This window comes from Mycobacterium sp. NPDC050551, from assembly GCF_040674075.1.
Classification (GTDB): Bacteria; Actinomycetota; Actinomycetes; order Mycobacteriales; family Mycobacteriaceae; genus Mycobacterium.
Genome location: NZ_JBFARC010000002.1, coordinates 384,134 through 408,397 on the forward strand (window position 1 = coordinate 384,134; position 24,264 = coordinate 408,397).

Here is a 24,264-nt window from a genome sequence, read left to right on the forward strand (position 1 = left end):
CGTGGTCCGGGCGACGCCGTACCGCGGTCGCAGGTGTTCGCTGGACGATCGGCGGGCAGGTCAGACCCCCGCGTCGGCCGCCGAGGGTGCGCGTACTTCGGGGACGATCCGCAGCCGGAGGGCGGCCGCCGTGGCCGGTCCGACCACACCGTCGACGACGAGGTCAGGCGTTCGTCGCTGGAATTCCCTGACCGCTGCCTCGGTCTGTTCGCCGTACAAGCCGTCGACCGCCAGGTGACCGCCGTAGGCGGCATAGCCGTGCTTCAGTCGGCGTTGAAGTTCGGCGACCTGTGCGCCCGTCGAACCGCGAAACAGCAGGATGTCGGCGTATCGACCGATCGGCACACCCGGCGTGGGCGTCGGCGCCGGCGATGGCACCACGCCGATGCGGGCCTGCACGTCGCGGCGAAACAGGTGCATGTCGATGGCTCCGGGATCCCACTTGCCCTGCGCCCGGCCCGCGTACTCCTTGTGGCCGATGGTGCGGTCCGCCGTCTGCGCCAGCCGCCGGTTGATCGCGGCACAGCAACGGACCAGGGCGGAGTACTGCGCGTCGGGCCAGTTCGTGCGGTGCGGCGCGGACGGGCCGGTGCCGCTGTTGGCGCACTCGATGCCGATCGTGTGCCAATTGCCCATGTTGGTCGGCAGCCACGTGTACATCCCGACACCCGCATGCCACGCCACGCCCGCGGCGACGACCGTGACGGTGCCGTCGCGGGCGATGTGCAGCTGTGACAGCGGGCCGGGCAGATCGGGCCGTCCGCGCGCGATGGACCCGGCATCGGCACTATCCGACCCCGTGTGGTGGACCATCACGCCGCGGATGTCCCGGAAGTCACCATGCCCGCGCGATCGCCAACCGGGGTATTCGACCGGGCGCACGCCTTCTCCACGCAACACGTCAACCAGCCACACCGGGTCACCGGACCGGGAAGTCTGAGGCATCGGTACGAATCTACCGGGGCGATTGAGCTGTCCTGCAGCCGAATTGCCCGCCGGGGCTCACTGCAGGAAACGGTGCGGCGAGTCGAGCAGCAGCAGGTCGGGGAAAGCGAATGCCGGGACGCCGAGTAGCGCGGCGAGCTGCCTGGCGTACCCACGGGCAATAGTCAGGCCGTCGTGCTGCTCGTCGAAGGTCCCGGTGAGGTCGACGGCGATGCGGCAGCCGAAGGTGTCGGTGACCGAACGGTCGTCGACGACCGCCTCGAGCACTCCGTCGGGCAGCGGCAGTTCGGTCACCGCCGCACGCACCGCGGCTGGACTGGCCGCCATGTCGACGTAGACCGATGCGAAAGCCTCCACCGGCCCATGATCCCCGCTGCCGGGCCAACCCACACGTCGATAACCCTGTCGCTACGCCGTGTTCACCCGCCGGCCACATCGCGCCGAATTCGTGCGCGGCGACACTTCCGCCGCCGTTCGCCGACCCGAAACCTCGCAGCGGTAGCTTCGCCGAGTGTGATGCTCGTGGCGGGCCCGGAGTTCCTCGATCCGATGTACTGGCTCGGCGAGGGCGGACTGTTCGCGTCGGCGATCGTGGCCGGCGTCATGGTCATCGTGTTCGTCGAGTGCGGGCTGTTCTTTCCCTTCCTGCCCGGCGACACCCTGTTGTTCACTGCCGGAGTGATCGCCGCACAGGCAGCGGCCGACGTCAGCATCTGGACACTGATGCCGTGCGCCACCGCGGCCGCGATCGCGGGCAGCCAGTGCAGCTATCTCGTCGGGCGGCGGATCGGGCCGCGCCTGTACGAACGCCCGGATTCCCGGATCTACAAGCGCCGATACCTGGCGGAGTCCCATGACTTCTTCGCCAGATACGGTTCGAAGATCCTCATCATCACACCGTTCATCGGCGTGGTCCGCACCTTCACACCCGTGGTGGCAGGGATCGCGGGGATGCGCCATGCGGTGTTCACGGCTTTCAACGCGATCGGTTGCGTCATCTGGGGATTCGGGTTGCCGGCGGTCGGATACCACCTCGGCACCGTCGCCTTCGTCTCGCGGCACCTCGAACTGCTGGTGCTGGCGATCGCGTGCCTGTCGTCGCTGCCGGTGATCGTCTCGGTCACCCGGGTGGTGCTGGCGCGACGTCGCCGCGCCGCCGACCCCGATACCGGCTCACTTCCTGCAGACGTCGGGTGAGTCACCGCGCGGAGGCGCGCCGGCGGGCAGGGTGTAGTTGACGACCACGGTGGCGTCGACGGGGCCGTCGTTGCCGACGCGGTGCGGGACCCCGGCCGGGATGAACACCGCCTGGCCCTGGCCGTACCGCACGACGGAGCAGCCGGGTGCCTGCTGCAGCGCGACGCTGCCCGCGGTGATGACCGAGAACTCCGTCCCTTCGTGGGTGTGCCAGCCGCTGCCCGCCCCCGGTTTGAGCACGAGATTCTGCACGATCAACGTCGTCGGCCTGCCGGCCTCGGTGACGATGGACACGGGCGCGTCGGTGACGCCCTTGGCCAGGTCGGTGCGGACCACGTCACCTTCAGGCGGAGTGGCCGCCGCCGAGGCGCTGAACGCCGCGCCGCAGCCGATCGCACCGATCGTCACTGCGCAAAGTCGTTGGATCTTCATGCTTTCCTCTCCCCCGGAACGTGCGAAGAATCGTAAAGCAGGCTCCCGGCTGAGGACTAGATCCGACCGGCGGCGAAGGATGCGGCCTGGTTCACCAGGCCGTTTCGGACGTATGCCGTGTGTGCACCCATGTCCCAGCCGCCCTGGAAACAGATCGGGTCGTTCGGCACGCACAGGTCGATGAGCTTGCCGGCGTAGGCCGGTGCGATGACCGGTGACGGACCAGCGGCCAGATTGTCGGCGAATGTGCTTCTCGGCCCGCCGAAATCGGCCACCGCGGCGACACGGTCGGCCACCTCGGGCGGCAGTTCGCCTGTGGCCATGTCGATGACCGCAGCGCCCTGGGAGTACCCGCCGAGCACCATCCTGGTGTTCGGGCAGTTCGCCGCCGTCGTCCGGATGTGGTCGGCGGCGTCGCGGGCGCCCGCGGGTGTGCTGGAGTCGAAATCGTTGCTCGCCGGGTAGTTCACCGGGTACACGCCGAGCGAACGGGGTCCGAGTTGCGAGCGCAGCGCCTCGACGAATGCCCCGCCGGTGCCGCCCACTCCGGGTGGCTCCGTGGTGCCGCGGGCGAAGACCACCTCCACGTCCGGGCACGGCGCGGCGACCGCTGTGGGCGTGACGGTGGAAGTCAGCGCAAGCACGGCAGCCGGCGCCAACACGTATCCGAGAATCCGGGGCTTCGAGTTCATGCTGATATGTCGCGCGATGCGTGCGGAATGTGACAGTTCTTGCGAAATCCACAATAGGCGAGCGCTTCTGGCGGGCGTACGCTTCCCGCATGATGGGAACGATCATCGTCGTCGGCGCCGCCGCGGTGGTGATCGCCGTGGCGATCATCGTCTATCGGTTTCTTGCCCGCAGAGGTGCAGGGGATTCCGGCGATTCGGGATTCTGGGGTGCCGGCGGCGGCGACCACGGTGGTCACGGCGGCTGCGGAGGCGGCGGCGCGAGTAGTGGCGGCGGGGGCGGCGGCTGCGGCGGCGGCGGCGGCGCGAGTGGTGGCGGAGGCGGCTGCGGCGGCGGCTGCGGCGGCGGAGATTGAGCCGGCGTACGTCAGCGGCTGACGTGTGCTCCGGCGTCGCGTGGTAGCCGAATCGTCTCGACGAGCGTGACGGCCAGCACCGCCCCGAGCACCAGATATGTCGTCTGGTAGGACGCGAGAAGGCTGAGCAGCAATGCCGCGACGGCGATTCCGAGCCCGGCGGCGAGCTCCTGGACCGATGCGTTCAACGTGTTCCCGTGGGTGAGGTCGTCGCCTTCGACGTCGGAGAAGGCCAGCGTGGCATAGGCCGTGAAGCCGATCGAGCGCAGCGCGCCACTGATGAACAGGATCATCGCGATCATCGCGACGGGTAGTCCGGGTTGCATCGTCGCCAACACCGCGAACCAGCCGACCGAGGCGATTCCGTTGACCAGCAGCACCTGTCGGATGCCGAATCTGCGCATCAGCGGGGTGGTCGCGGGCTTGATGCCGAGATTGCCGGCGAACAATGCGGCGACCATGAGACCGGCGGCGACCGGCGACCACCCGAAGGCGAGCTGGAACTGCAGCGGCAGCAGGAACGGCACCGCGGTGATCACCATGCGGTACAACGATCCGGCCGTCACGGTGACCCGCAACGTCTGCACGCGCAACACCGCGAGTCGCACCAGCGGTTCCGGCACACGCAGAAGATGGCGCAGCGCCCAACCCAGCAGCACCACGGCCGCCGCACCGCCGATCCCGACGAACCACCAGTCGGTTCCGCTCACCCGGATGTGTTCGAGGGAGATCAGCGCAGTCGCGATTCCCGCACCGATGATCAACATGCCGCGCCAGTCCAGCGACCTCGACGACGACGTCGGGCCGCCCCGGACGAGGCGCAGCGCCAACACGAATCCGGCGATGCCGATCGGGATGTTGATCAGGAAGATCCATCGCCACGAGCCGTAGGTCGCGATGGCGCCGCCCAGCGCCGGCGCCAGCACCGGCGCCGTGAGCGCGGGCCAGGTGAGCAGCGCGATCGCCCGTACCCGGTCGGCCTTGTCGGACCGGCGCAGCACCGCCAGCCGCCCCACCGGCACCATCATCGCGCCGCCGACCCCCTGCAGCACCCGCATGCCGACCAGCATCGGCAGGGTCGTGCTGACCGCACACCCGACGGAGGCCACCGTGAACACCGCGATGGCGGTGATGAACACCCGCCGCACGCCGAACCGGTCGGCCATCCATCCCGTGGCGGGGATGAGTACGGCGACCGTCACCAGGTAGGCCGAGATGGCGACGTTGACGTCGACGGCCGCAACGCCGAACGAGTCGGCGATCAGCGGGATGGCCGGAGCGATGATGGTGGCGTCGAGGATCTCCATGAAGAACGCGCCGGCCACCAGCAGGGCCATCCCACGCGGAAAGTCGGACGGCGTGGACATCGCGGTCAACATAGTGGGTGTGCCGGGGCGCAGCGAGCCGATTCGCGGTCCGGGTCCGCCCGGTCACCGTCGACGCGGTGCGATTGTCCACGCTCAGCCGGCCGCGCGACGCGGTGTCGTCGGAGCGGCCGCGTTTCAGTTCTCGGTGAATGTATGTGCTGCGCCGCTTACCGTGGGCGCGTGAGCGGTTTCTACTGCACGGTGATCCCGACCGATCCGAGGTGGGCGCCAGACGATCCGCACGAGTCGGCTGCCGTGGCGCTGTTCGCCGATCAGATGTACCCCGATCCGGGCCACCGCGAAGTGAGGGCCGACCGTTCAGATGGCGTGACACTCTTCACCGGTGGGGTGCATCTCGAGCGCCTGGTGTGTCCCCGTTGCGCTGAGGTGCTCGGCCAACCCGTAGGGCCGGTGTCGATGGAGTGGTTCGTCGAACAACTCGACCGATGCCACACCGAGCAGGACGGCTACTGGCCGCTCCAGGTCATCGCGCCGTGCTGCGGGGCAGAGATCTCCCTCAACGACCTCAACGACGAGTCCGCCGAAACAACGATGGGCTTCGCGCTGTGGTCGATGGAGGCCTACAGACCTCAGACGGACAACCTCGGTGGTGAGGAACAGCAACAGCTCGAGGCGGTGCTCGGCCATCCCGTCCGGGTCATCTGGGTCCGGATCTGAACGGCTACAGGAGAACCCGTCACCAGCGGTAGTCGAGGAACTTCCCGTCGAAGGTGACCACCACCCGGTCACCGTCGGGGTGTGGCCGCCGCCCGAACTCGATGTTGAAGTTGATGGCGCTCATGATGCCGTCGCCGAACTCCTCGTGGATCAACTCCTTGAGCGCGGGTCCGTAGACGGCGAGGGCCTCCTGGAACCGGTAGATCGTCGGGTCGGCGAGCGCCGCCGGGTCGATGCCGCGGCTGGGTTGACGCTGAAGGCTTTCCGACACCGATGAGTCGAGTTCGAGCAGCGCGCAGATCGTGTCGGCCTGTGCGGCCTGCATCGGGTGCTGGCCGAGCAGCGCGGCCACCGTCCAGACCAGGGGCGCGTCGATCTCGGCGGCGACGTCCGCCCAGCTGAGTTTCTTGCGGATACGGGCCGCCACCACGAGTTCGGCCGCCTCGGACTTCGGCATGATCGGTGTCACGAGCGCGCCCCGTTCGTTTCGAGCGCCACGGCGACCTGCGCGGGCACGTCGGGCCCGACGGTGCGGGGCGCCGCAGTGCGCGCGTGGGTCGCGAACAGCGTGAGTCCGACGAACGTCACACCACCGACGATGTTGCCCGCGATCGTCGGGATCTCGTTCCAGATCAGGTAATCGCCGATCGAGAAGTCGCCGCCCAGCATCAGCCCGGACGGGAACAGGAACATGTTGACCACGGAGTGTTCGAAGCCCATGTAGAAGAACAGCATGATCGGCATCCACATCGCGATGACCTTGCCCGAGACGCTGGTCGACATCATCGCCGCGACCACTCCGGTGGACACCATCCAGTTGCACAGCACCGCGCGGATGAACAGGGTGAGCATCCCCGCGGCACCGTGTGCGGCATACCCGACGGTCCGGCTGTGACCGATCTCGCCGAGTTGCTGCCCGACGGCGTTGGGATCCACGCTGAAGCCGTAGGTGAAGACGATGGCCATCAGCAGGGCGACCAGCAGTGCCCCGCCGAGGTTGCCCAGGAACACCAGGCCCCAGTTGCGGAACATCGCCCGGACGGTGACGCCGCGGCGCTTGTCCAGCAGCGCGAGCGGCACCAGCGTGAACACACCGGTGACGAGGTCGAATCCCATCAGGTAGAGCAGGCAGAAGCCGACCGGGAAGAGCACCGCGCCGAGCAACGGATTGCCGGTCTGGACGGTGATGGAGACGGCGAATGCCGCGGACAGCGCGAGCACGGCGCCCGCCATGAAGGCGCGGATGAGGGTGTCCCGAGTGGACATCAGCGCCTTGGTTTCTCCGGCTTCGATCATCTTGCCGACGAAGTCGGGCGGACTGACATAGGACATGACTGACCCTTCCGGGAGGAGACGGTTTCCAGCAGCGTCGCGCAACGCTATTTCCGGAAGGGAACGTCACTGCTGCGCCGATGTTGCGGGGTCCGCACAACGCAGACCCGCGGACTGTGAGTTGCGGCCGCATTACCGCGACGGCTCGCCGCGTCGGTGCTGCAATGGCGGGATGAAGATTCTGATGACGGGCCTCGCCTGTGCCGCCCTCGTCGTGGCCGTCACCACGGCACCCACCGCGTCTGCCGTGGATCCCGCCGCTCCGCCGGACTTCGTTTCACTGAGTGATGTCGACCCGACCATCCTGCTGGACATCCGCTACGTGACGCCGCACAACTTCACCGGGGATCCGGTGGACGGGTACCGCGCGCCGATGTGCATCCTCACCCGCCCGGCGGCCGAGGCGCTGCGAAGGGCGCAGCAGCAGTTCCTCGAGGACGGCTACTCGCTGAAGATCTACGACTGCTACCGGCCGCAGCGCGCCGTCAACGACTTCGTCGCGTGGGCCAACGATCCGTTCGACCAGCGGATGAAGGCCGAGTTCTACCCACGGGTGGACAAGTCACAGCTGTTCGCCGATGGCTACATCGCCGACAAGTCGGGCCACAGCCGGGGCAGCACAGTGGATCTCACGCTCGTCGCATTGCCCGCGCAATCGACACCGCCGTACGTTCCCGGTCAGCCACTGGTCGACTGCACCGCCCCCCAGCCCGAACGGTTCGCCGACAACACGATCGACATGGGTACGGGCTACGACTGCTTCGACACGCTCGCCCACACTACGGATCCGAGGATCCAGGGCGACCAGCTGAAGAACCGGCTCCGCCTGAAGGACGGCCTGGCAGCGCAGGGCCTGGAGAACTACCCGAACGAGTGGTGGCACTTCACCTTCAAGCCGGAGGCCTACCCGGACACGTTCTTCGACTTCGTCGTCGACCCGTCCTCACTGGCGGGCCAGGTCACTGCTCGATGAGGCCTGCCGACCGGGCGGAGCCGACGATGCGTTCCCACCCGATCATGCCGACCGCGATCAGCGTGATGGCGGTGGCGAAGCCGGCCAGCGAGGCGACCACGTTCGCCCACTGCCCCGTCGCGTAGACGACGGCGAGCAGCATCGCCATGAAGGCTGCGGCCAGGGCGGTCCTGGCGGCCGGATTGTGTCGCCACCATCCGCGACGGCCGTTGCTGGAGGCGGCGCCGGCGGCCCTCCGGCGGGGTTCGATCGAAGCGGTCATGACCCCACTGTCCGCGCGCGGACTGAGGAAGCCCGAAGGGTTGTTTGTGGAAATCCTCTGGATTGCTGAGCGGTCGCTGTGGCTCGGCCGGTCGCCGCGCAATCGAACGTCATCGGCAATGTCACCCCGCGGGCACGCCACCTGAGTAGCGTGATCCACATCACAGGTCGAAACCTCGGCTGACTCCTCAGCACCAGAGAGGTACTGATCATGACGACGACCGACCACGCCGATCAGCCCGCCGACGCCCCGGCGGCCAAGCCGGCGAAGGGCGGTCTGGTGTACCCGGGGATGGGCCTGCTGTTCGTGGTCCTGATCAGCTGTTTCACCGCCTGGGGAGTCGCGGCCGACCTCACTACACCGATGGTGGCGGGCTTCAAGCAGATCTTCGACATGAACACCTTCCAGGCGTCCCTGGTGCAGCTGGCGTACTTCGGGGCGTACTTCCTGCTGGCGATCCCGGCGGCATTCATCAATGAAAAATTCGGATACAAGGCCGGCCTGCTCTCCGGTGTGCTGCTCGCCGCGGCAGGAGCGATGGCGTTCTACCCGGCCAGCAAGATCATGACCTACGAGGCGTTCCTGATCGCGCTGTTCGCCATCGCCGCCGGCTGCTCGATCCTCGAGACGTCTGCCAACCCGTATGTGCTGTCACTCGGGCCCGAGGAGACCGCGACCCGAAGGCTCAACTTCGCGCAGGCGTTCAACCCGGTGGGCACCAACATCGGCGTGCTGCTGGCCGCCACGCTCATCCTGCCGAAGCTGGACGAGCCGGTGAACATGGCCAACCTGACCCCGGCTCAGGAACAGACCATCCGCGCCGGCCAACTGGGTGCCGTCATGGGGCCGTATCTCGGCCTGGGTCTCGTCCTCATCGCGATCGGTCTGGTGATCGCGATCAAGAAGTCGCCACCGATCGTCGAGGAGTTCGAGTCGGGCGACCTGGACGGCCGGCGCCCCTTGAAGATCCTGCTGTCGAACAAGCGCTACGTCTACGGCGTGGTCGCGCAGTTCTTCAACGTCGCCGCGCAGGTCTGCACGTGGACGTACCTGATCCAGTACTCGCAGCAGGCGCTCAACGGCTCGCTCGAACTCGGCGGGTATCTGCTGCAGGTCAGTCTGATCGTGTTCCTGATATCCCGATTCATCATGACGTGGGTGATCGGCCGGATCCGCGCGACGAAAGTCCTTCTGGTGCTCGGCGCACTCGCGGTGGGGCTGTGTGTGTTCGCCATGTTCTCGCCCAATGTGGCCGGTGTGACCGCCGTCGTCGCGCTGTCCTTCTGCCTGTCCCTGATGTTCCCGACGATCTACGGTGTGGCGCTGCAAGGCCTCGGTCCGGCAATGAAATTCGGCGCGGCCGGCCTGGTGATGGCGATCGTGGGCGGCGCCGTGATGCCGCTCATCCAGGGCGGCATCCTCGATGCGACGAGCCCGGCGTTCTCGTTCATCGTGCCCGCCTTCTGCTTCCTCGTCGTCACCAGTTTCGCCGTCTTCGACCTGAAGGCGGCGCCGCACCAGGTGGGAGATCGAACAGCATGAGGCGATATTGGATCATCGCGCTGGCATTCGTCCTCGCCGGCTGCGGCGGCGGCCAGCAGGCGAACTTCTCCGAAGCGACCGACCGGTTGGAGGTGGTGTCCTGGTGGGCGTCGTCCTCGGAGCGTCCTGCTCTGGACGTACTGCTCGACGCGTTCACGTCGGCCCATCCCGACGTGGAGATCGTCGACGGCGCCATCACCGGCGGTGGTGGCAGCAATGTGCAGGTCGCCCTCGCCGCGCGGCTGCGCGCCGGTGATCCGCCCGACGTCTGGCAGACCTTCCTCGGCAGCTCGCTGCGTGCCTGGGTGGACGCGGACCGCATCGCCGACGTGTCGGCGGTCTACGAGCGTTCCGGCCTGGATCGCACCATGCCCCAGGCGCTGCTCGACGCGGCGACACACCGCGTCAAGGCCTGGGGTGTGCCGACCGGCTCGCATCGCGGAAATGTGTTGTGGTTCAACCAGCGGATGCTGCGAGACGCCGGAGTGAGGCCTCCCGGCCCCGGTTACACGACGGCTGCCTTCGAGGCGGACCTGGCGAAGGTCTCGGCCGGCGGGAAGACCGCGTTGTGTCTCGGCGCCAAGGACAGGTTCACCGCCACGGAACTGTTCGAGAACACGCTGCTGGGTGTCACCGGCACCGACGGCTGGTCCAAGATCACCGACGATTCGTTCGACTGGCGCGGTACGCAACTGCGACAGGCACTCTCGGCCTTCGCACAGATCGTCTCGCACGCCGACCCGAACGCAGCCGGGCTGACGTGGGACCAGGCGGCCAAGAAGCTGGCCACCGGAGAGTGCGCCTTCCTGTCGATGAACGACTCCGTCTACGGCGAACTCGTCGCCAACAAGTCGGTGGAGGGCAAGGACTTCGGGTACGTGCCCTACCCCGGCACAGCCGAGGCGTACCTCGCGATCGTGGACACCTTCGTGGTGTCCTCCCAGGCCAAGGACGGGGTCAACGCCATGGACTTCGTGGCGACCGTTGCCGACCCCAAGACCTCGCTGGAATTCAACAGGGCGAAGGGCTCGGTGCCGATCCGCGACGACGTCGACGTGTCTTCCTTGCCCGCCTACCAGCGGCAGGCTTCGCAGTCGCTGTGGAAGGACAAGATCGTCCTGTCGATCACCCACGGCGAACTCATGTCGACCGGCTTCCAGCAGGCGGTGTACGACGCTGTCGCCGCGTTCGTCGTCAGCAAGAACCAGGACGCCTTCATCGACACGCTGCAGAACTCGATCGAGGTGCCCGTCGCAGGACGGTGACGCCGGGCGGCGCGGCATGGAATAACGTGACATGTCACGCAGTTGTCACGGGTACAGCGGAACGGTCCGCCCGAAGAGTCGAGGAGTACCCGTGAATCAGCTCAGTGGAAAGACAGCCCTGGTCACCGGCGGAACGTCGGGCATCGGCCTGGCGACGGCGCAGCGGCTCGCGGCCGAGGGAGCACACGTCTTCCTCACCGGACGGCGCCAGAGCGGTGTCGACGAAGCCGTCGCCTCCATCGGTGCCAACGCGACCGGGGTGCAGGGTGACATCACCGACGCCGACGATCTCGAACGGCTCGCCGGCGCCATCCAGGAACACGGCGAGGGGCTGGACGTGGTCTTCGCCAACGCCGGTGGCGGCGAGTTCGCCACGTTGGCCGACGAGACACCGGAGCATCTGCTGGACACGCTCACCCGCAATGTCGGCGGAACGGTGTTCACCGTGCAGAAGGTGCTGCCCCTGCTCAATGAGGGCGCATCGATCGTGTTGGCCGGTTCGACGGCGGCGTCCGCCGGGGTGCCTGCGTTCGGTGCGTACGCGGCGTCGAAGGCCGCGATCCGCTCGCTGGGCCGCACGTGGGCCGCCGAGCTGGTGGACCGCAAGATCCGGGTCAACACCGTGGTGCCGGGCCCAGTCGAGACGCCCGGACTGCGGGGGCTGGCCCCGAGTGGACAGGACCAGGCGCTGCTCGACGGTGAGGCCGCCAGTGTGCCACTGGGCCGCTTGGGCCGGCCCGACGAGATCGCCTCGGCCGTGGTGTTTCTGGCGTCGGATCAGAGCAGCTTCATGACGGGTACCGAGCTGTTCGTCGACGGCGGCTCGCGACAGCTCTAATCCGGCCTGGGCAGGCTGCCGTGCCGCAGGAGGCTCTCGTGGACGACGGCCAGCGCGTCGGCCAAGGCGGCCTCCTGCGCCGGGTCGAGGTCGGCGAAGAAGGCCCGTGCAACCCACGCGGCGTGCCGCGGCGCGGCGGCGCGCAGCTCACGCCAGCCGGCGGCGGTCAGCACCGCGTCGGTGGCGCGGCCGTCGGTGTCGGACTTGACCCGGTCGACCAGGCCCCGGCCCGTCATCCGCTGCAGGTGGTGCGACAGCCGGCTGCGTTCCCAACCGATGGTGGTGGCCAGGGCGGTGAGCTGGGCCCGTCGCCCCGGCGCCTGCGACAGCGCGTTCATCACGGTGTAATCCCCCAGCGAGACGTTGGAATCCGCGAGCAGCTGACGATTCATCTCGTACTCGAGCCGGTGGTAGACCCGCATGTAGTTCAGCCAGGTTCGCTGCTGAGACTCGTTGAGCGGGTAGGGTTCACGTTTCGGCACCGCGACACGTCTCCGATCAACAGATGGGTGATCTTTCACGCATCCTATCGCCGCGGAGCATCAGCTCGGCGTCATCGACACCAGCACGAAGGTGCGCACCCGACCCGACGCCTTCGCCGAGCACATCGACAGCAGCGGTTCGGACAACTCCTCGGCGAGCACGACCTGCACGGGTCCCGACTCCGCGCTGAGCACCACACGCACGGTGTGGTCATCGCGTTCGACGTGCAGGGGCGACAACGCCGCGATGCGGTCCTCGCCCGTGGCCTCCCTGACGAAATGCTGGGCGGCCTGCACCGGATGCGGCAGCGACGTCCGGCCCCGGAGGAATCGGTTGTCGAGCCTGCCGTCGAGATATTTGCGGATCAGTTCCGGTGAGTCCGCGGAGTCCACCCGGCCGTAGCAGAGGCCCTCGGGCAGTACGAGCATTGTCGCCGCGAACCGGTCGCCGCCGAGATGGGAGCACTCCCAGGTGAATTCGGGGAACTGCGCGGCGATCGCCGCAGTGGCGGATCGCCCCCGCACCGCACAGCACTGGTCGTGCTTACCGTGAGCGCAGATGGCGACGAGCGGGTCTGCGCTCACCTCGCCGTCGGAGCCGTCGAGGGCGAGGCTCAGATATCCACGGGCATCGTCGACCTCGCCGTGGTGGAGCGCCTCACTGCCCTCGTCGCAGTGGGCGACAAACCAGCGCCACCGCGGTGTGGCGGAGCGGCGGCCCGGGCGGCGTATCGCGGCGATCCGCATGCCCGCGGCTTCCGCCCGACGCGCGATCGCACGGCCGAGGTCACGATCGATGACCGTGCCGGAGTCCAGGAATGCCGAATGCCCCCACGGTCCCGCCAGTTCGAGCATCAGCCAGGAATGCCCGGCGGAAGCCGTGCCGTACATGGTGTCGTTGCGGGCGAGGGACTGGTCACTGCACGGTTCGCGCTTCGCCGAGGTCATCCTCCGCTCACCGGCACGACGACGGCCTCCCGCAGCAGCCTTCGAATGAGCACTGCGCCGTCCGCGCGGTCGAGGCCCGGCAGGGAATCCGCTCTCCCGACCGCCCCGTGGTGCAGCGCCTCCACCGCGGGCGCGCAGGACTCCGGGAACGTGATGGTCCTGTCCGGCAGGCGCAGAACCACGGAGCCGTCGCGGTCCTCGACGGAACCGACGAGGCCGTGACGCCACCGGACCGTGACGGTGTCGGCGTGCTCGGTGGCCTCCAGCGTCGCCAGCGGGCGGACCGCGACGGGCCGCGTCCGGTCGGCGTGGCGTCGCGACAGTCGCTGGGCCGCAGACTCACTGAGCTCGGCGGCGCTGTCGCGCATGGTGGCGATGGCCTCGGCCATGATCTTCGAGGCGGTGGCCATCATGTCATCGCGGTTCGTGGCGTCGATGCCCAAGGGCAGGGACGCCCGGAAGTCCGCGGCCGTTGTCAACGTGTCCACGACGGCCTGCAGGACGTCGAGGCGCGTCACCGCGGAGACGCCGACGGTGAGGTGGATGGACGTGGTGTCGAGCGCGTGCGCTGAATGCACCCAGCCCCGCGGCAGATACAGTGCGTCGCCCGCGGACAGCACCGTGTCGATGACCGGTTCTTCCCCGGCGCGCCTGGCGATCGCCGTCCGATGGTCTGTCCACGGCTGGGACGGCAGGGGGTGCTCGTGCACCGGTGCGTGCACGATCCACCGCTTCTGCCCGCAGGTCTGCAGCACGAACACGTCGTGCACGTCGTAGTGCGTCTCGAATCCCGTCTGGCTCGGGGGCGTGACGTACGCGTTGGCCTGAACGGGGTGCCCGAGGTCGTCGACCATGCCCCGGACGAACTCGATCATGGGCGGCCACAACCGGTGCAGGCCCTGCAGCACGATCGTGGCGCCCGCGGCAAACTCGCCGAGCACCTTCCCGGAATCCACCTGGTCGGGCATCTCGGCGCCGAAGCCGGCCGAGTCGAGGTAGCAGTTGCGCGCCAGGACGTCGCCGGCCTTGGCCATGCGGATGAACGGCGCACGTACCCCGCGCTCGGCGATCAGTTCGTCGACCATCGAGGACGACAGCAGATCGGCGAAATCGCGGGGCAGTGCACCGGACCGGCTGAGCAGAGGCCTACGGCCCCAGTACTGCTCCGCGAACTCCGCAGGGTCGACGGCGATGCAGCGGCTCAGCATGAGAAAGGGCTACGCGGTTCCGTCCGCGCCGCCGTCGTGACCGTCCGGGTTCGAACCGCCGTCCGCGGTTCCCTCCCCGCCTGCGGTGCCATCGGCGCCGCCGTCGTGGCCCTCGGGGTTCGAACCGCCGTCCGCGGTTCCCTCCCCGCCTGCGGTGCCGTCCGCGCCGCCGTCGTGGCCCTCGGGGTTCGAACCGCCGTCAGCGGTTCCCTCCCCGCCACCGGATGTCGTGATGTCGTCGTCGTCGAGTGCCATGGTGAATCCTCTCGGGGCTGCGTGCGTACCACCTGTGTTCGCAGTATCTACACCGACGAGGTGTTGCCGCCAGAGGCCTGGCCGAAACGCTGCCATCATGACGGGATGAGCTCGCCCACGCCCCGGCCCGTTCCACGCTCTCCGTCGCGGCGCATCGGCCGGACAGTGGCGGCTCTCGCGGTCGCCGCGGTGGGCGTCGTCGCCGGGTGGTTCCTCGTCACCGGGGTGCTCGCGCTGCCGCTGCGCGAGGGCCTGCTGCTGGGCCTGAGCGGACTGGCCGCTGCAGCGTTGCTGGCCGGCGCGATGGCGGTGCACCGGCTGTGGGTGCGCGCCTTCCTGGCCGGCGCCTTCCTCGGGGTCACCGCGTCGGTCACGCTGGTCCTGCTCGTCGTCGGATCGTGAACGACGCGACCGCGCCGATCAGGTTTGGTCGAGCAGGGCGAGCAGCTTGGTGGTGGTCGACCAGCTGCGGATGGTCATCTTCTGGTACTCGGGCTTGCCCACGATCCGACTCATCCGGCTCTCGGTCCGCCGCGCGCTGAGCCGGGCGAAGTACACCGCTCCGCTTCCGGGCCATGCCTGGTCGACGCCGTCGCGCACGTCGACGATGCGCATCGCCTGCGCGGCGGTCAGCGGCGGCTTCAGGAACACGACGTCCGAGTGATAGGTGTCCGGCTGCTCACCGAAGCCTGACGGCGCACGGTGCACCACTGCCCGTAACTGGCGGTGCGAGCGCACCACGACCACGAGCGGGATTCCGAGCCGGGCTTCGAGCATGCCTTCGATCGAGGACTCCAGGGACGCGCGCGGCGCATCCGAGGAGAACAGCACGTTGCCCGATTGGATGTAGGTGGTGACGTCTTCGAATTCGAGGGACTCGAACACGGAACGCAGGTCGGCCATCGAGATCTTGTTGCGCCCGCCGACGTTGATGCCTCGCAGCAGCGCCACGTACCGCGTCATCCCCATGCGCGCAACGGTACCCAGAACGCGACGGATGCGGTGCGCTTGTGGCCGAGGTGTTAGTCCCTGACTTCCAGTACCTCATAGGCGTTCTCGGCGTACCTCGACCGGATCAGTTTCTTGTCGTACTTGCCGACCCCGGTCTTCGGCACCTCATCGACGAACGTCCACCGCTCGGGCAGCCACCAGCGAACCACTTTGTCCTTGAGGAATTCCCGCAGTTCCGCCGGTGTGGCATCGGCGCCGTCCTCGAGCACCACGGCGGCCAGTGGCCTTTCCTGCCAACGCTCGTCGGGCACGGCGACCACCGCCGCTTCCAACACCGCCGGATGCGCGATCAAGTGGTTCTCCAGCTCCACCGAGGAGATCCACTCGCCGCCGGACTTGATGACGTCCTTGGCGCGGTCGGTCAGCGTCACGAACGCCTGCGGGTCGATGCGCCCGACATCACCGGTGCGCAGCCAGCCGCCCTCGAACTTCGCTTCGTCGTGTCCGCGGTGATACGAGCCGGTGATCCACGGGCCGCGGACCTCGATCTCGCCGACCGCCTTTCCGTCGTGCGGCAGCGGGTTGCCCGCGTCGTCGACGAGCCGGGTCTCGACTCCGCAGACGGGCCTGCCCTGGCTGGATCGCACCGCCCAGATCCGGTCCCCCGGGGTGGCGGGGGCCGGGCGCGCCACGGTGGCCAGTGGCGACGTCTCGGTCATTCCCCACACCTGGACGATCTCCACGCCGTGCTTCTCCTGGAACGTCTTCATCATCGAGGCGGGGACGGCTGACCCACCACACGGCACCAGCCGCAGCGACGAGAGATCGTGGCCGGGGTTCTTGTCCAGGTAACGCATGACGTCGTTCCAGATCGTCGGCACCGCGCAGGCCACCGTGGGACGTTGCGTCTCGATCAGGTCGACCAGCGATCTGGCGTCGAGGAAGCGGTGCGTCATCACCAGATCGGCGCCGGCCATCATGGCCGCGTAGGGCATTCCCCATGCGTTGGCGTGGAACATCGGCGCGATCGGAACCAGGGAGTCCGCGCAGTTCAGACCCAGACCGTTGCCCGAACACACCGCCATAGAGTGCAGGTAATCGGAACGATGGCTGTAGACAACACCTTTCGGATTTCCCGTGGTGCCGCTGGTGTAACACATCGCCGCCGCGGAATCCTCGTCGATGTCGGGCCAGTCGAACATCGGCGACTCCGCGGCCAGGATGTCGTCGTAGCGCAGCACTGTCTTGCCGGGTGACAACAACACGTCCGCATCGCCCTGCCCGACGGCGATGACGGTGTGCACGGTCTCGAGCAACGGCAGCACCGGAGCCAGCTGCGCGGCGAGCGACAAGTCGGCGAAGATGACCCGGTCCTCGGCGTCGTTGGCAATGAAGGCGATCTGCTGCGGGGACAGCCGGATGTTCAACGTGTGCAGCACCGCTCCCATCGCCGGCACGGCCAGGTACGTCGCCAGATGCTCGGCGTTGTTCCACATGAAGGTGCCGACACGTTGGTCTCCGGCGATTCCCAGCCGGCGGAGTGCGTTGGCCATCCTCGCCGCCTGCTCGCCGAGCTCGCGATAGGAGACGCGGCGATACTCGCCGTCACCCATCGCCGTGGTGACCGTTCGGTCGCCGTGCACGTCGCAGGCGTGGCGCATGATCGTGGTGATGCTGAGCGGAACCGTCTGCATCGTGCTCTTCATGACGTCCGCCCTTCAGGCAACCGGCCAGTGGGTGCGATGCTACGACCGCCGGAGGTCGCTTTCAGCGAATTGACGAATTGGGTCGATGCCGCTCCCTCTCTCGGCGCCATTCATTGACGCGCGCGACAGAAACGGCCTCCGACAAGCACAGATGTGGCGCGCCCGCTCGACAGCCGCGCGTGAAACCTGACCAGGATCGCCTAGAACAGCTAACATATGTCTGGATCTGCCGGGTTTGTGCGAACCGTCACGCCGCCTCGTTCGATGTGCCACCGTTTCGGCACGGGGCGAAGGAGGACGATGTGACCGTTTCCGAGGAGAGACTCAACGCATTTCTGGGACGGGCGGTCCACGACCTGGCGGCCTCGGTCAGCGCGGTCCTGATGTTGATCGGGGATGAACTCGGACTGTATTCGGCACTGGCCGGTCAACGCCTGTCGGCATCGGCGTTGGCCGAGAAGACCGGCACGAGCGAGCGCTATCTTCGTGAGTGGCTGGCGAATCAAGCCGCGGGCGGATACGTCGAATACGACGCCGACACCGACGAGTACCACATGACCGAGGAGCAGGCGTTGTGCCTGGCGGATCCGAACGGGCCGGTGGATCTGCCCGGCGCCTACCAGATCGTCAACGACCTCTTCCAGGTACGGGAACGCGCCGTCGAGAACTTCCGCTCCGGCAAGGGCATGGAGTGGGGCGAACACCATCCCTGCCTCTTCGAGGGCACCGAGCGGTTCTTCCGCGCCGGCTACAACGCGAACCTGTTGACCTCCTGGCTCCCCGCGCTCGACGGGGTGGTCGACAAGCTCAACGCCGGGGCGCGCGTCGCCGACGTCGGCTGCGGCCATGGCGCGAGCACGATCCTGATGGCGCAGGCATTCCCGCAATCCGAGTTCGTCGGAATCGACTATCACGACGCGTCCATCCAGACCGCACGTGACCGGGCGGCGGAGGCGGGGGTGAGCAACGCCCGCTTCGAGGCGGCGGACGCGACGTCATACCAGGGTGGCGACTACGACGTCATCGCCTTCTTCGACTGCCTGCACGACATGGCCGACCCGGCGGGTGCCGCCCGGCGCGCGAGGGAGGCGCTCAAACCGGACGGCCACTGCATGCTCGTGGAGCCGATGGCCGGTGACCACCTGACCGACAACCTGAATCCCGTCGGCCGCCTGTTCTACGGTGCGTCATCCCTGATCTGCGTGCCGGTTTCCCTGTCCCAGCAGGGACCTGCGCTCGGTGCGCAGGCCGGCGAACACCGGTTGAGGAGCGTGATGGTCGACGACGGCGGTTTCACGCGATTCCGGCGGGCCACCGAGACGCCGTTCAACATGATCTTCGAAGCGAGGCCGTGACGCTCGTCGCCGAATGCCGGACAGCCGATGCGCAGCCAGACGGCGGTGAGCGCCGCTGCCGACACCACGACGGCCGACGCCATGAGGGCATACCGAAACCCTTGATGCAGAAGGGGTGCGACGATCAGCGGGCCGAGGATCTGGCCTACCGAGTAGCCCGCGGTGAGCACGGCGACCGCACGCGGGAAGGCGAGCAGGCGACCGGCCGCCAGTGCGACCGTGCTCACCCCGATGAAGGTGCCGCCGAACAGCACTGCGCCGATGAATGCTGCGGCGGCGCCATCGGCGAGGGCGGGCAGCGCGATTCCCGCCGCCTGCAGCGCGAGTGCCACCGCCAGCAGCGTCGCGTGCGACCAGCGTCTGCTCGCCGCGGCCCACAGCGCTGCCGACGGCGCCGCTGCCAGTCCGACGACGATCCACGCACTGTTGCCCAGCCACTGCGGTGAGCTCTGGCCGATGGCGGCAACCAGGAACGTGCCCGCGATGATGTAGCCGATTCCCTCGAGGGTGTAGCACGCGAGCAGCACGACGAACCATCGGTGCGAGTCGGGTTGCTGCTGCTCATCCTTTTTCGACGGCTCTGCATTCGGCGCCGCACCACGCAGGTGCCAGGCCACGGCCGCGATCACGGCGGCCGACGCCGCGGCAGCCCACCAAGCGACCCGCCAACCCGAGGCGGGCAGCACCAGCACCAGTGCACCCGACAGGGCGATACCGACGCCGACGCCCCCGAATCCCCACCCGGACAGCGCAGACCGGCGCCCGGCATGATCGAGCATCCAGTCGACCGCGATGACGAACAGCACGGCGCTCGCGAAGCCCGCGAGGGTACGGATCGCCAACCACGCGAGGACACTGTGCGTCAGGGGCATTGCGGCCAGACTGCACACCACCACCACCAGTGCGACACGCAGCGTGACGGTCGTGCGCACCAGGCGGGGAACCACCACACCGGCCAACGCACCGGCGAGGTACCCGGCGTAATTGGCCGTGGCGAGGCCACCGGCGGCCGCGGCGGTCAGACCGGTCTGCGCGGTCATCAGCGGGAGGATGGGTGTGTAGACGAAACGGCCGATGCCCATGGCCGCGGCCAAGGCCGCTGCGCCGCGGGCGATGTGGACGTGAGGGTGGGGTCGGCTCATCCTGCCATCGTCGGCACCGCGCGGCAGCTCCGCCACGACCCGTTTGCTCCCAGCTGTGAGGGCTCAGCTCTCAGTCTCGGAGCGAGCGCCATCGGGGGCGCGGGCGACCAGCAGCCAGATCAGTGTCGCAAGACCGGTGAAGATGGCCTGGACCGCGAGGAGGAAGGCGATGTACTCGTGCCAGCGAGACAACACGTCCCCGCAGCCCTTGCCGTCCCACGGAAGCGTGGACAGGGCGCCCACCAGACCGGCGGACATCACCGTCACGGTGGCCGCGGTCGCCGCACGCTGGGCGGCGTCGGTCAAGGTTCTCCGGAAGTAGTTGAATTCGACTCCGAGCGCCAGCAGGAGAACGGGTATCGCCCACCACCTGCTGGAAGAACACGGGGCTGATCGCACCCTCGCACAACTGGGACAGCACCGACATCTGCTCGGTGAAGGGAAGTTCCATCACCTCCGCTTCGAGTTCCGGATCCAGTGAACGTGCGGTGGCGACGTCGAAGTAGTCGACGTAGGCGCTCGCCGCCAGGTAGCAGAGCCAGGCGCCGACCACCAGCGGAACGATCGCCCGCACCCTGCCCCAGTCGACGGGCAGGCTCACCCGGCGGCCGCTGTGCAGCAACGTGAGCGGATCGGCGTTGAGTGACGCTGCGATGGTGACGCCCATCGCGGCGGCGTAGACAGTCGCTGTCAGCACATCGATGCGGATCGATTCCAGTGGAATGAGCCGCAGTGCATCGATGCCGATCAGGATGACGACGCCGGTCCACCACCAGCCCCACAGCCGCGGCCCGTCGCCGTCCGCCCGGGTGACGGCGCGCTTCATCACGCCGACCGCGCCGAGCACTGCGGCGTCCACGACGATCACCGCGATCCGCCATGCCAGCTGCCCGCCAGTGTCGTTGGGCGGGAACAGCTGTGAGACCAACTGCTCGCTGTAGGAGAACACGAACACCATCAGGAAGACGACACCGAAGACCGAACGGTCGGCGCGTGGCGGTGCGGCGGCTTCAGGCATCGCCGGCTCCCCGGCCGCTGCGTTGATCGGGGCCGCTGACGACGAGCAGCCACACCAGCGTCGCCAGCCCGGTGGCGACACCCTGCACGGCGATGACGAACGTCAGGAACTCGTGCCAGTACCCGAGCACCTCACCACAACCCGCGCCGGCCCACGGCAGCGTCGACAGTGCCAGGACGAGGCCGATCGACATCATGGTCACGGTCGCCGCCGCGGCGGCGCGTTGTACGGGTTCGTCCAGAGCCCGGCGGAAGAAGTTGAACTCGACCCCGAGAGTGAGCAGGAGCAGCGGGATCACCGCGACCACCTGTTGGAAGAACGCAGGGCTGACGGCGCCTTCGCAGAGCGTCGCGACGGCGCCGAGCTTCTCCTGAAGTGGCATGGTGGCGACGGTCGCCGCCGTCTCCGGGTCGAGGGTGCGCACCGTGTCGAGGTCGAAGAAGTCGTCGAACGCGGTGGCGGCGAGGTAGCAGACGAAGGTTCCGGTGACGAGCGGGACCACGGCGCGCACGCGGGACCAGTCGGCCGGGGCCGCAAGCCTTCGCGCCCTGCTGAACAGCGTCAGCGGACAGGCGTTGAGCGACAACGCCATCAGGACACCCATCAGGACGGCCAGCGCGACCGAGGTGGTGAGGTCGATCCAGAGCGGGTGCTCATCGGGCAGCAGGCACAGGAGCACGTCGACGCCGACCACGGCGGCGAAGGAGATCCACCACGGACGCCACAGTCGCGGAAGGCCGTCGTCAGCGCGCGAGATCTGCCGCTTGAGCAGGCCGACCACCGCGAGCACCGCCACGTCGAGTCCCACCAGGCCGACGATCCACCCCGCGAGGCGGTTCTGGCCGGTCCACTCGAGCAGGGCGAACACGATCTCTTCGCTGTAGGAGAAGATGAACAGGAGAAGGAAAACCACTGCCAGTACCGCGCGATCGCGTCGATGCCGGATCAGCGCCGTTCGGTGATCGGTGTCCGCTCGAACCTCCACCGCACCCCCTCGGACCACGGCGCCTACAGCCGCGTCCACCTCAGTAGGCTCACGCTAGACCCCGCGGCGGGCCGGCACGGCGACAACGAAGGACCAGATGACCGGGAGTGGACGAGGGCGGCGCATCCGCGGGCTCGGTAAGCGTGCGTGGCTGGTCACCTGGTCGATTCGGCTCGTCCTGTGGACGCTGGGATTCACCCGCATCATCAGGACGAAGATCGTCGGCGCCGAGGTGGTGCCGGACAACGGTGCAGTCATACTGGCGGCCAATCACACATCGATGATCGACGTGCTGTTCATCCTGGCGGCGCTGCGCCGTGAGGCGATCGCCATGGCGATGGCGGAGCTGTGGAAGTCACCGCTCACCCGCTGGCTGGTCGAGGTGCTCGGTCAGATACCGGTCGTGCGCGGCGATCCGGAATCCGGGAAGCAGGCGATGGACAGCGCCGCCAAGGCATTGGCGGACGGGGCCCTGGTCGGCATCTTCCCGGAGCAGAAGTGTGTGATGCCCGGCGAGGTCGCCCCGTACCGTCCCGGAGTGGCGGTGCTGTCCAAGCGCACCGGTGTGCCGATCATCCCGGTGAGCCTGGTGAACGCCAACAAGGTGCTGCCGGTGGGTCGGAGCTTTCCGTCGTTCGGGCACACCGTCTACGTCCTCTTCGGTGAGCCGATCGATCCGGACGACTTCGACTCGGTGACCGATCTGCTCGAGGAGATCCGCTCGCGTATCACCGCGATGGCCGAAGGCGAATGAAGGAGGCGGCTTCTGGGCTGTCGCCGTCTGCGGGTAAAAGCGCACCTCGTCCGATGCCCTAGCTGCGCGGTCGCTCATGTGCGCCCGGGAAACGAAACGCAATGGAAACGTGCGGACCGTTTCGGCGAGTCAGCACACCGGGTAGAAGACGTAGGACGCAATGGCGCGGACCGATGCTGCCGATCGCCGAGCGAGGAGACCTCCATGACCGAATCGCTCGCCAGGACAGCCGCGCAGACCCTCGTCGCCGGCATCGGGCGACGCGACTTCGTGCGCGCCGCGGCACTGTTGGGCGCGGGCACCGGAGTCGCCGGTGTCGCGGCGGCCTGCTCCCACGACAGTGCGTCCCCCTCCAGTAACGCAGCCCTCGCAGGCCCCGTCACGGTGCTGCAACCCGGCCAGGGCGACACCCCCGGTGACCACTACCTGCAGTCCAACCCGGACCAGGTGCTGTGGGGATACGTGCCGAACGTGCACGCCACCTCGGTGATGCAGATGCGGTCGGGCGAGACCGTCACGATCGACGCCGTGTCGCACGAAGGCATTCTCGAGGACCAGGGCCGCGACCCGGTCACTTATTTCGGCAGTCACGGCGTCGCGCGGGGTGACGTGCTCGAGGACGCCGTCGTGATCGCGAGCGACTACCGGCGCACACCGAGGGATTTCGACAAGGACGGCCCACACGTGGTGACCGGCCCGGTGTTCGTCGAAGGCGCTCAACCGGGTGACGTGCTGAAGATCGAGACACTCGAAGCCGTGCCGAGGGTGCCGTACGGCGTGGTGTCGAGCCGGCACGGCAAGGGCTCGCTGGCGCGCACGGCCGACGGTGGCGCCCCGGCGGGAATCTCACTGGCCGAGGTGATGCCGCCGATCGCCGCGGACGGCAGAGCCACCAAAAACCCGATGTCCTACGGCAACATCTCGACGTTCACGGCCATCGAGGACGGCCAGGGCGTGATGACCTACGGCGATGCCAAGGTCCGCTTCCCGCTGCAGACGTTCATGGGAATGATGGGCGTCGCCTACTCGCAGGACCTCGAACTGACTGCGCCGACGTCCAATTCGGTGCCGCCAACCCTCGGCGGCGGGAACATCGACATCCGCCTGCTCGGCAAGGGATCCACGTTCTATCTACCGGTGGTGGCCGAGGGCGCCCTGTTCTACGTCGGCGACCCGCACATGGCGATGGGCAACGGCGAGGTCGCACTGACGGCGATGGAGGGCTCGTTGCGCAGCACCTTCCGTCTCACGGTGTGCAAGAAGGGGTCGGGCGACGCCCCGTCGGTCGCCTTCCGTTACCCCTTCGCGGAGACCGCCGACGCGTGGGTACCGATCGGCCTCTCCGATCCCGACGGCGCCCGCGACGGCCAGGGCAGCGACCTCGACGTCGCGATGCGCCGCGCCGTGGTCAACGCACTCGACTATCTCGAAACCGACCGCGGCATGGACCGCGCCACCGCGTACGCCTATCTCTCAGCAGCCTCGAACTTCCACGTCTCGCAGGTGGTCGACAAGACGGTGGGCGTGCACGGCGAGATCTTCAAGTCGCACTTCGCGTGACGTCGACGGCCGTCTGAGAGAGGC

The 24,264-nt window shown here is 68.0% G+C and carries 27 protein-coding genes and 1 pseudogene; 11 read left to right on the forward strand and 17 right to left on the reverse strand.

From position 1 onward, the window contains the following. Window positions 1–60 precede the first annotated feature (60 nt). Entirely contained in the window at window positions 61–945 is an 885-nt protein-coding gene (locus AB0K11_RS08480; protein WP_364974677.1) for a peptidoglycan-binding domain-containing protein, read from the reverse strand. A gap of 57 nt (window positions 946–1,002) precedes the next feature. Then, window positions 1,003–1,302, reverse strand: coding sequence for a hypothetical protein (locus AB0K11_RS08485; RefSeq protein ID WP_364974679.1), 300 nt, complete (start codon window positions 1,300–1,302; stop codon window positions 1,003–1,005). A gap of 159 nt (window positions 1,303–1,461) precedes the next feature. On the opposite strand from AB0K11_RS08485, the gene AB0K11_RS08490 reads away from it, so the two are divergent. After that, the gene (locus AB0K11_RS08490) at window positions 1,462–2,142 is read left to right on the forward strand and encodes a VTT domain-containing protein (protein WP_364976687.1); all 681 of its coding nucleotides are present in this window, start codon (window positions 1,462–1,464) and stop codon (window positions 2,140–2,142) included. Here AB0K11_RS08490 and AB0K11_RS08495 read toward each other — a convergent pair. Both AB0K11_RS08495 and AB0K11_RS08500 read right to left on the reverse strand, forming a co-directional pair. Beyond that, window positions 2,119–2,574 carry a cupin domain-containing protein gene (locus tag AB0K11_RS08495; protein ID WP_364974682.1) on the reverse strand — a complete coding sequence of 152 codons (456 nt, stop codon included), beginning with the start codon at window positions 2,572–2,574 and terminating at the stop codon, window positions 2,119–2,121. The genes AB0K11_RS08490 and AB0K11_RS08495 overlap by 24 nt on opposite strands. Before the next feature lie 56 nt (window positions 2,575–2,630). Next, window positions 2,631–3,266: a cutinase family protein gene (locus tag AB0K11_RS08500; protein ID WP_364974684.1), complete on the reverse strand. Its 636-nt coding sequence runs from the start codon at window positions 3,264–3,266 to the stop codon at window positions 2,631–2,633. An 89-nt stretch (window positions 3,267–3,355) separates the two neighbouring features. Between AB0K11_RS08500 and AB0K11_RS08505 the strand changes: the two genes are divergently transcribed. Further along, entirely contained in the window at window positions 3,356–3,619 is a 264-nt protein-coding gene (locus tag AB0K11_RS08505; protein ID WP_364974686.1) for a hypothetical protein, read from the forward strand. Between the two features lie 11 nt (window positions 3,620–3,630). Here the strand turns inward: AB0K11_RS08505 and AB0K11_RS08510 are convergent, their stop codons facing one another. Next, window positions 3,631–4,956 carry an MFS transporter gene (locus AB0K11_RS08510; RefSeq protein WP_364976689.1) on the reverse strand — a complete coding sequence of 442 codons (1,326 nt, stop codon included), beginning with the start codon at window positions 4,954–4,956 and terminating at the stop codon, window positions 3,631–3,633. A 210-nt stretch (window positions 4,957–5,166) separates the two neighbouring features. On the opposite strand from AB0K11_RS08510, the gene AB0K11_RS08515 reads away from it, so the two are divergent. Next, window positions 5,167–5,664 (forward strand): hypothetical protein, encoded by a 498-nt coding sequence (locus AB0K11_RS08515; protein WP_364974688.1) that lies wholly within the window; start codon window positions 5,167–5,169, stop codon window positions 5,662–5,664. 19 nt (window positions 5,665–5,683) lie between these two features. Here AB0K11_RS08515 and cynS read toward each other — a convergent pair whose 3' ends face one another. Both cynS and AB0K11_RS08525 read right to left on the reverse strand, forming a co-directional pair. After that, complete coding sequence (gene cynS / locus AB0K11_RS08520) at window positions 5,684–6,121, reverse strand: cyanase (protein ID WP_364976691.1); 438 nt, start codon at window positions 6,119–6,121, stop codon at window positions 5,684–5,686. Window positions 6,122–6,129: 8 nt separating this feature from the next. Next, window positions 6,130–6,996: a formate/nitrite transporter family protein gene (locus AB0K11_RS08525; RefSeq protein ID WP_364974690.1), complete on the reverse strand. Its 867-nt coding sequence runs from the start codon at window positions 6,994–6,996 to the stop codon at window positions 6,130–6,132. 172 nt (window positions 6,997–7,168) lie between these two features. Here AB0K11_RS08525 and AB0K11_RS08530 point away from each other — a divergent pair, with 172 nt between their 5' ends. Next, entirely contained in the window at window positions 7,169–7,969 is an 801-nt protein-coding gene (locus AB0K11_RS08530) for a M15 family metallopeptidase (RefSeq protein ID WP_364974693.1), read from the forward strand. Here the strand turns inward: AB0K11_RS08530 and AB0K11_RS08535 are convergent. Next, window positions 7,956–8,231: a hypothetical protein gene (locus AB0K11_RS08535; protein ID WP_364974695.1), complete on the reverse strand. Its 276-nt coding sequence runs from the start codon at window positions 8,229–8,231 to the stop codon at window positions 7,956–7,958. The genes AB0K11_RS08530 and AB0K11_RS08535 overlap by 14 nt on opposite strands. 210 nt (window positions 8,232–8,441) lie before the next feature. Between AB0K11_RS08535 and fucP the strand changes: the two genes are divergently transcribed. From fucP to AB0K11_RS08550, 3 genes are all read left to right on the forward strand, one after another. Then, window positions 8,442–9,773, forward strand: a complete 1,332-nt coding sequence (gene fucP / locus AB0K11_RS08540; protein ID WP_364974698.1) for an L-fucose:H+ symporter permease — start codon at window positions 8,442–8,444, stop codon at window positions 9,771–9,773. After that, the gene (locus AB0K11_RS08545) at window positions 9,770–11,038 is read left to right on the forward strand and encodes an ABC transporter substrate-binding protein (RefSeq protein ID WP_364974701.1); all 1,269 of its coding nucleotides are present in this window, start codon (window positions 9,770–9,772) and stop codon (window positions 11,036–11,038) included. Before fucP ends, AB0K11_RS08545 begins: the two co-directional genes overlap by 4 nt. A 91-nt stretch (window positions 11,039–11,129) precedes the next feature. Next, window positions 11,130–11,876 carry an SDR family oxidoreductase gene (locus tag AB0K11_RS08550; RefSeq protein WP_364974703.1) on the forward strand — a complete coding sequence of 249 codons (747 nt, stop codon included), beginning with the start codon at window positions 11,130–11,132 and terminating at the stop codon, window positions 11,874–11,876. Here the strand turns inward: AB0K11_RS08550 and AB0K11_RS08555 are convergent. From AB0K11_RS08555 to AB0K11_RS08570, 4 genes are read right to left on the reverse strand one after another with little or no spacing between them, the layout of a single operon-like run. Beyond that, window positions 11,873–12,358 carry a MarR family winged helix-turn-helix transcriptional regulator gene (locus tag AB0K11_RS08555; RefSeq protein ID WP_364974706.1) on the reverse strand — a complete coding sequence of 162 codons (486 nt, stop codon included), beginning with the start codon at window positions 12,356–12,358 and terminating at the stop codon, window positions 11,873–11,875. The genes AB0K11_RS08550 and AB0K11_RS08555 overlap by 4 nt on opposite strands. A gap of 60 nt (window positions 12,359–12,418) precedes the next feature. Continuing rightward, entirely contained in the window at window positions 12,419–13,306 is an 888-nt protein-coding gene (locus AB0K11_RS08560) for a sucrase ferredoxin (RefSeq protein WP_364974708.1), read from the reverse strand. Continuing rightward, window positions 13,303–14,514 (reverse strand): cupin domain-containing protein, encoded by a 1,212-nt coding sequence (locus AB0K11_RS08565; protein ID WP_364974711.1) that lies wholly within the window; start codon window positions 14,512–14,514, stop codon window positions 13,303–13,305. Before AB0K11_RS08565 ends, AB0K11_RS08560 begins: the two co-directional genes overlap by 4 nt. A gap of 9 nt (window positions 14,515–14,523) precedes the next feature. Next, on the reverse strand, window positions 14,524–14,769 hold the full coding sequence (locus AB0K11_RS08570) for a BatC protein (RefSeq protein ID WP_364974713.1): 246 nt from the start codon (window positions 14,767–14,769) through the stop codon (window positions 14,524–14,526). A 105-nt stretch (window positions 14,770–14,874) separates the two neighbouring features. Here AB0K11_RS08570 and AB0K11_RS08575 point away from each other — a divergent pair, with 105 nt between their 5' ends. Continuing rightward, on the forward strand, window positions 14,875–15,171 hold the full coding sequence (locus AB0K11_RS08575) for a hypothetical protein (RefSeq protein WP_364974715.1): 297 nt from the start codon (window positions 14,875–14,877) through the stop codon (window positions 15,169–15,171). Window positions 15,172–15,189: 18 nt separating this feature from the next. Here the strand turns inward: AB0K11_RS08575 and AB0K11_RS08580 are convergent, their stop codons facing one another. Together AB0K11_RS08580 and AB0K11_RS08585 are read right to left on the reverse strand one after the other, a co-directional pair. Then, a complete protein-coding gene (locus AB0K11_RS08580; protein WP_364974717.1) occupies window positions 15,190–15,738 on the reverse strand; it encodes a DUF1697 domain-containing protein in 549 nt (182 codons plus the stop codon). Between the two features lie 53 nt (window positions 15,739–15,791). Next, window positions 15,792–17,426 carry a long-chain fatty acid--CoA ligase gene (locus AB0K11_RS08585; protein ID WP_364974719.1) on the reverse strand — a complete coding sequence of 545 codons (1,635 nt, stop codon included), beginning with the start codon at window positions 17,424–17,426 and terminating at the stop codon, window positions 15,792–15,794. Window positions 17,427–17,539: 113 nt separating this feature from the next. On the opposite strand from AB0K11_RS08585, the gene AB0K11_RS08590 reads away from it, so the two are divergent. Beyond that, window positions 17,540–18,781 (forward strand): methyltransferase domain-containing protein, encoded by a 1,242-nt coding sequence (locus AB0K11_RS08590; protein ID WP_364974721.1) that lies wholly within the window; start codon window positions 17,540–17,542, stop codon window positions 18,779–18,781. Window positions 18,782–18,840: 59 nt separating this feature from the next. On the opposite strand, the pseudogene AB0K11_RS08595 reads toward AB0K11_RS08590, so the two are convergent. The 3 genes and pseudogenes from AB0K11_RS08595 to AB0K11_RS08605 all read right to left on the reverse strand — a co-directional run. Continuing rightward, a pseudogene (locus AB0K11_RS08595) lies at window positions 18,841–19,923 on the reverse strand (YbfB/YjiJ family MFS transporter); the annotation flags it as partial. Window positions 19,924–19,993: 70 nt separating this feature from the next. After that, window positions 19,994–20,881 carry a hypothetical protein gene (locus AB0K11_RS08600; RefSeq protein ID WP_364974723.1) on the reverse strand — a complete coding sequence of 296 codons (888 nt, stop codon included), beginning with the start codon at window positions 20,879–20,881 and terminating at the stop codon, window positions 19,994–19,996. A 52-nt stretch (window positions 20,882–20,933) separates the two neighbouring features. Continuing rightward, a complete protein-coding gene (locus tag AB0K11_RS08605) occupies window positions 20,934–21,860 on the reverse strand; it encodes a hypothetical protein (protein ID WP_364976693.1) in 927 nt (308 codons plus the stop codon). Between the two features lie 163 nt (window positions 21,861–22,023). Between AB0K11_RS08605 and AB0K11_RS08610 the strand changes: the two genes are divergently transcribed. Beyond that, the gene (locus tag AB0K11_RS08610; protein WP_364974726.1) at window positions 22,024–22,680 is read left to right on the forward strand and encodes a lysophospholipid acyltransferase family protein; all 657 of its coding nucleotides are present in this window, start codon (window positions 22,024–22,026) and stop codon (window positions 22,678–22,680) included. 204 nt (window positions 22,681–22,884) lie between these two features. Further along, on the forward strand, window positions 22,885–24,240 hold the full coding sequence (locus AB0K11_RS08615) for an acetamidase/formamidase family protein (RefSeq protein ID WP_364974728.1): 1,356 nt from the start codon (window positions 22,885–22,887) through the stop codon (window positions 24,238–24,240). The last annotated feature ends 24 nt before the right edge of the window (window positions 24,241–24,264 follow it).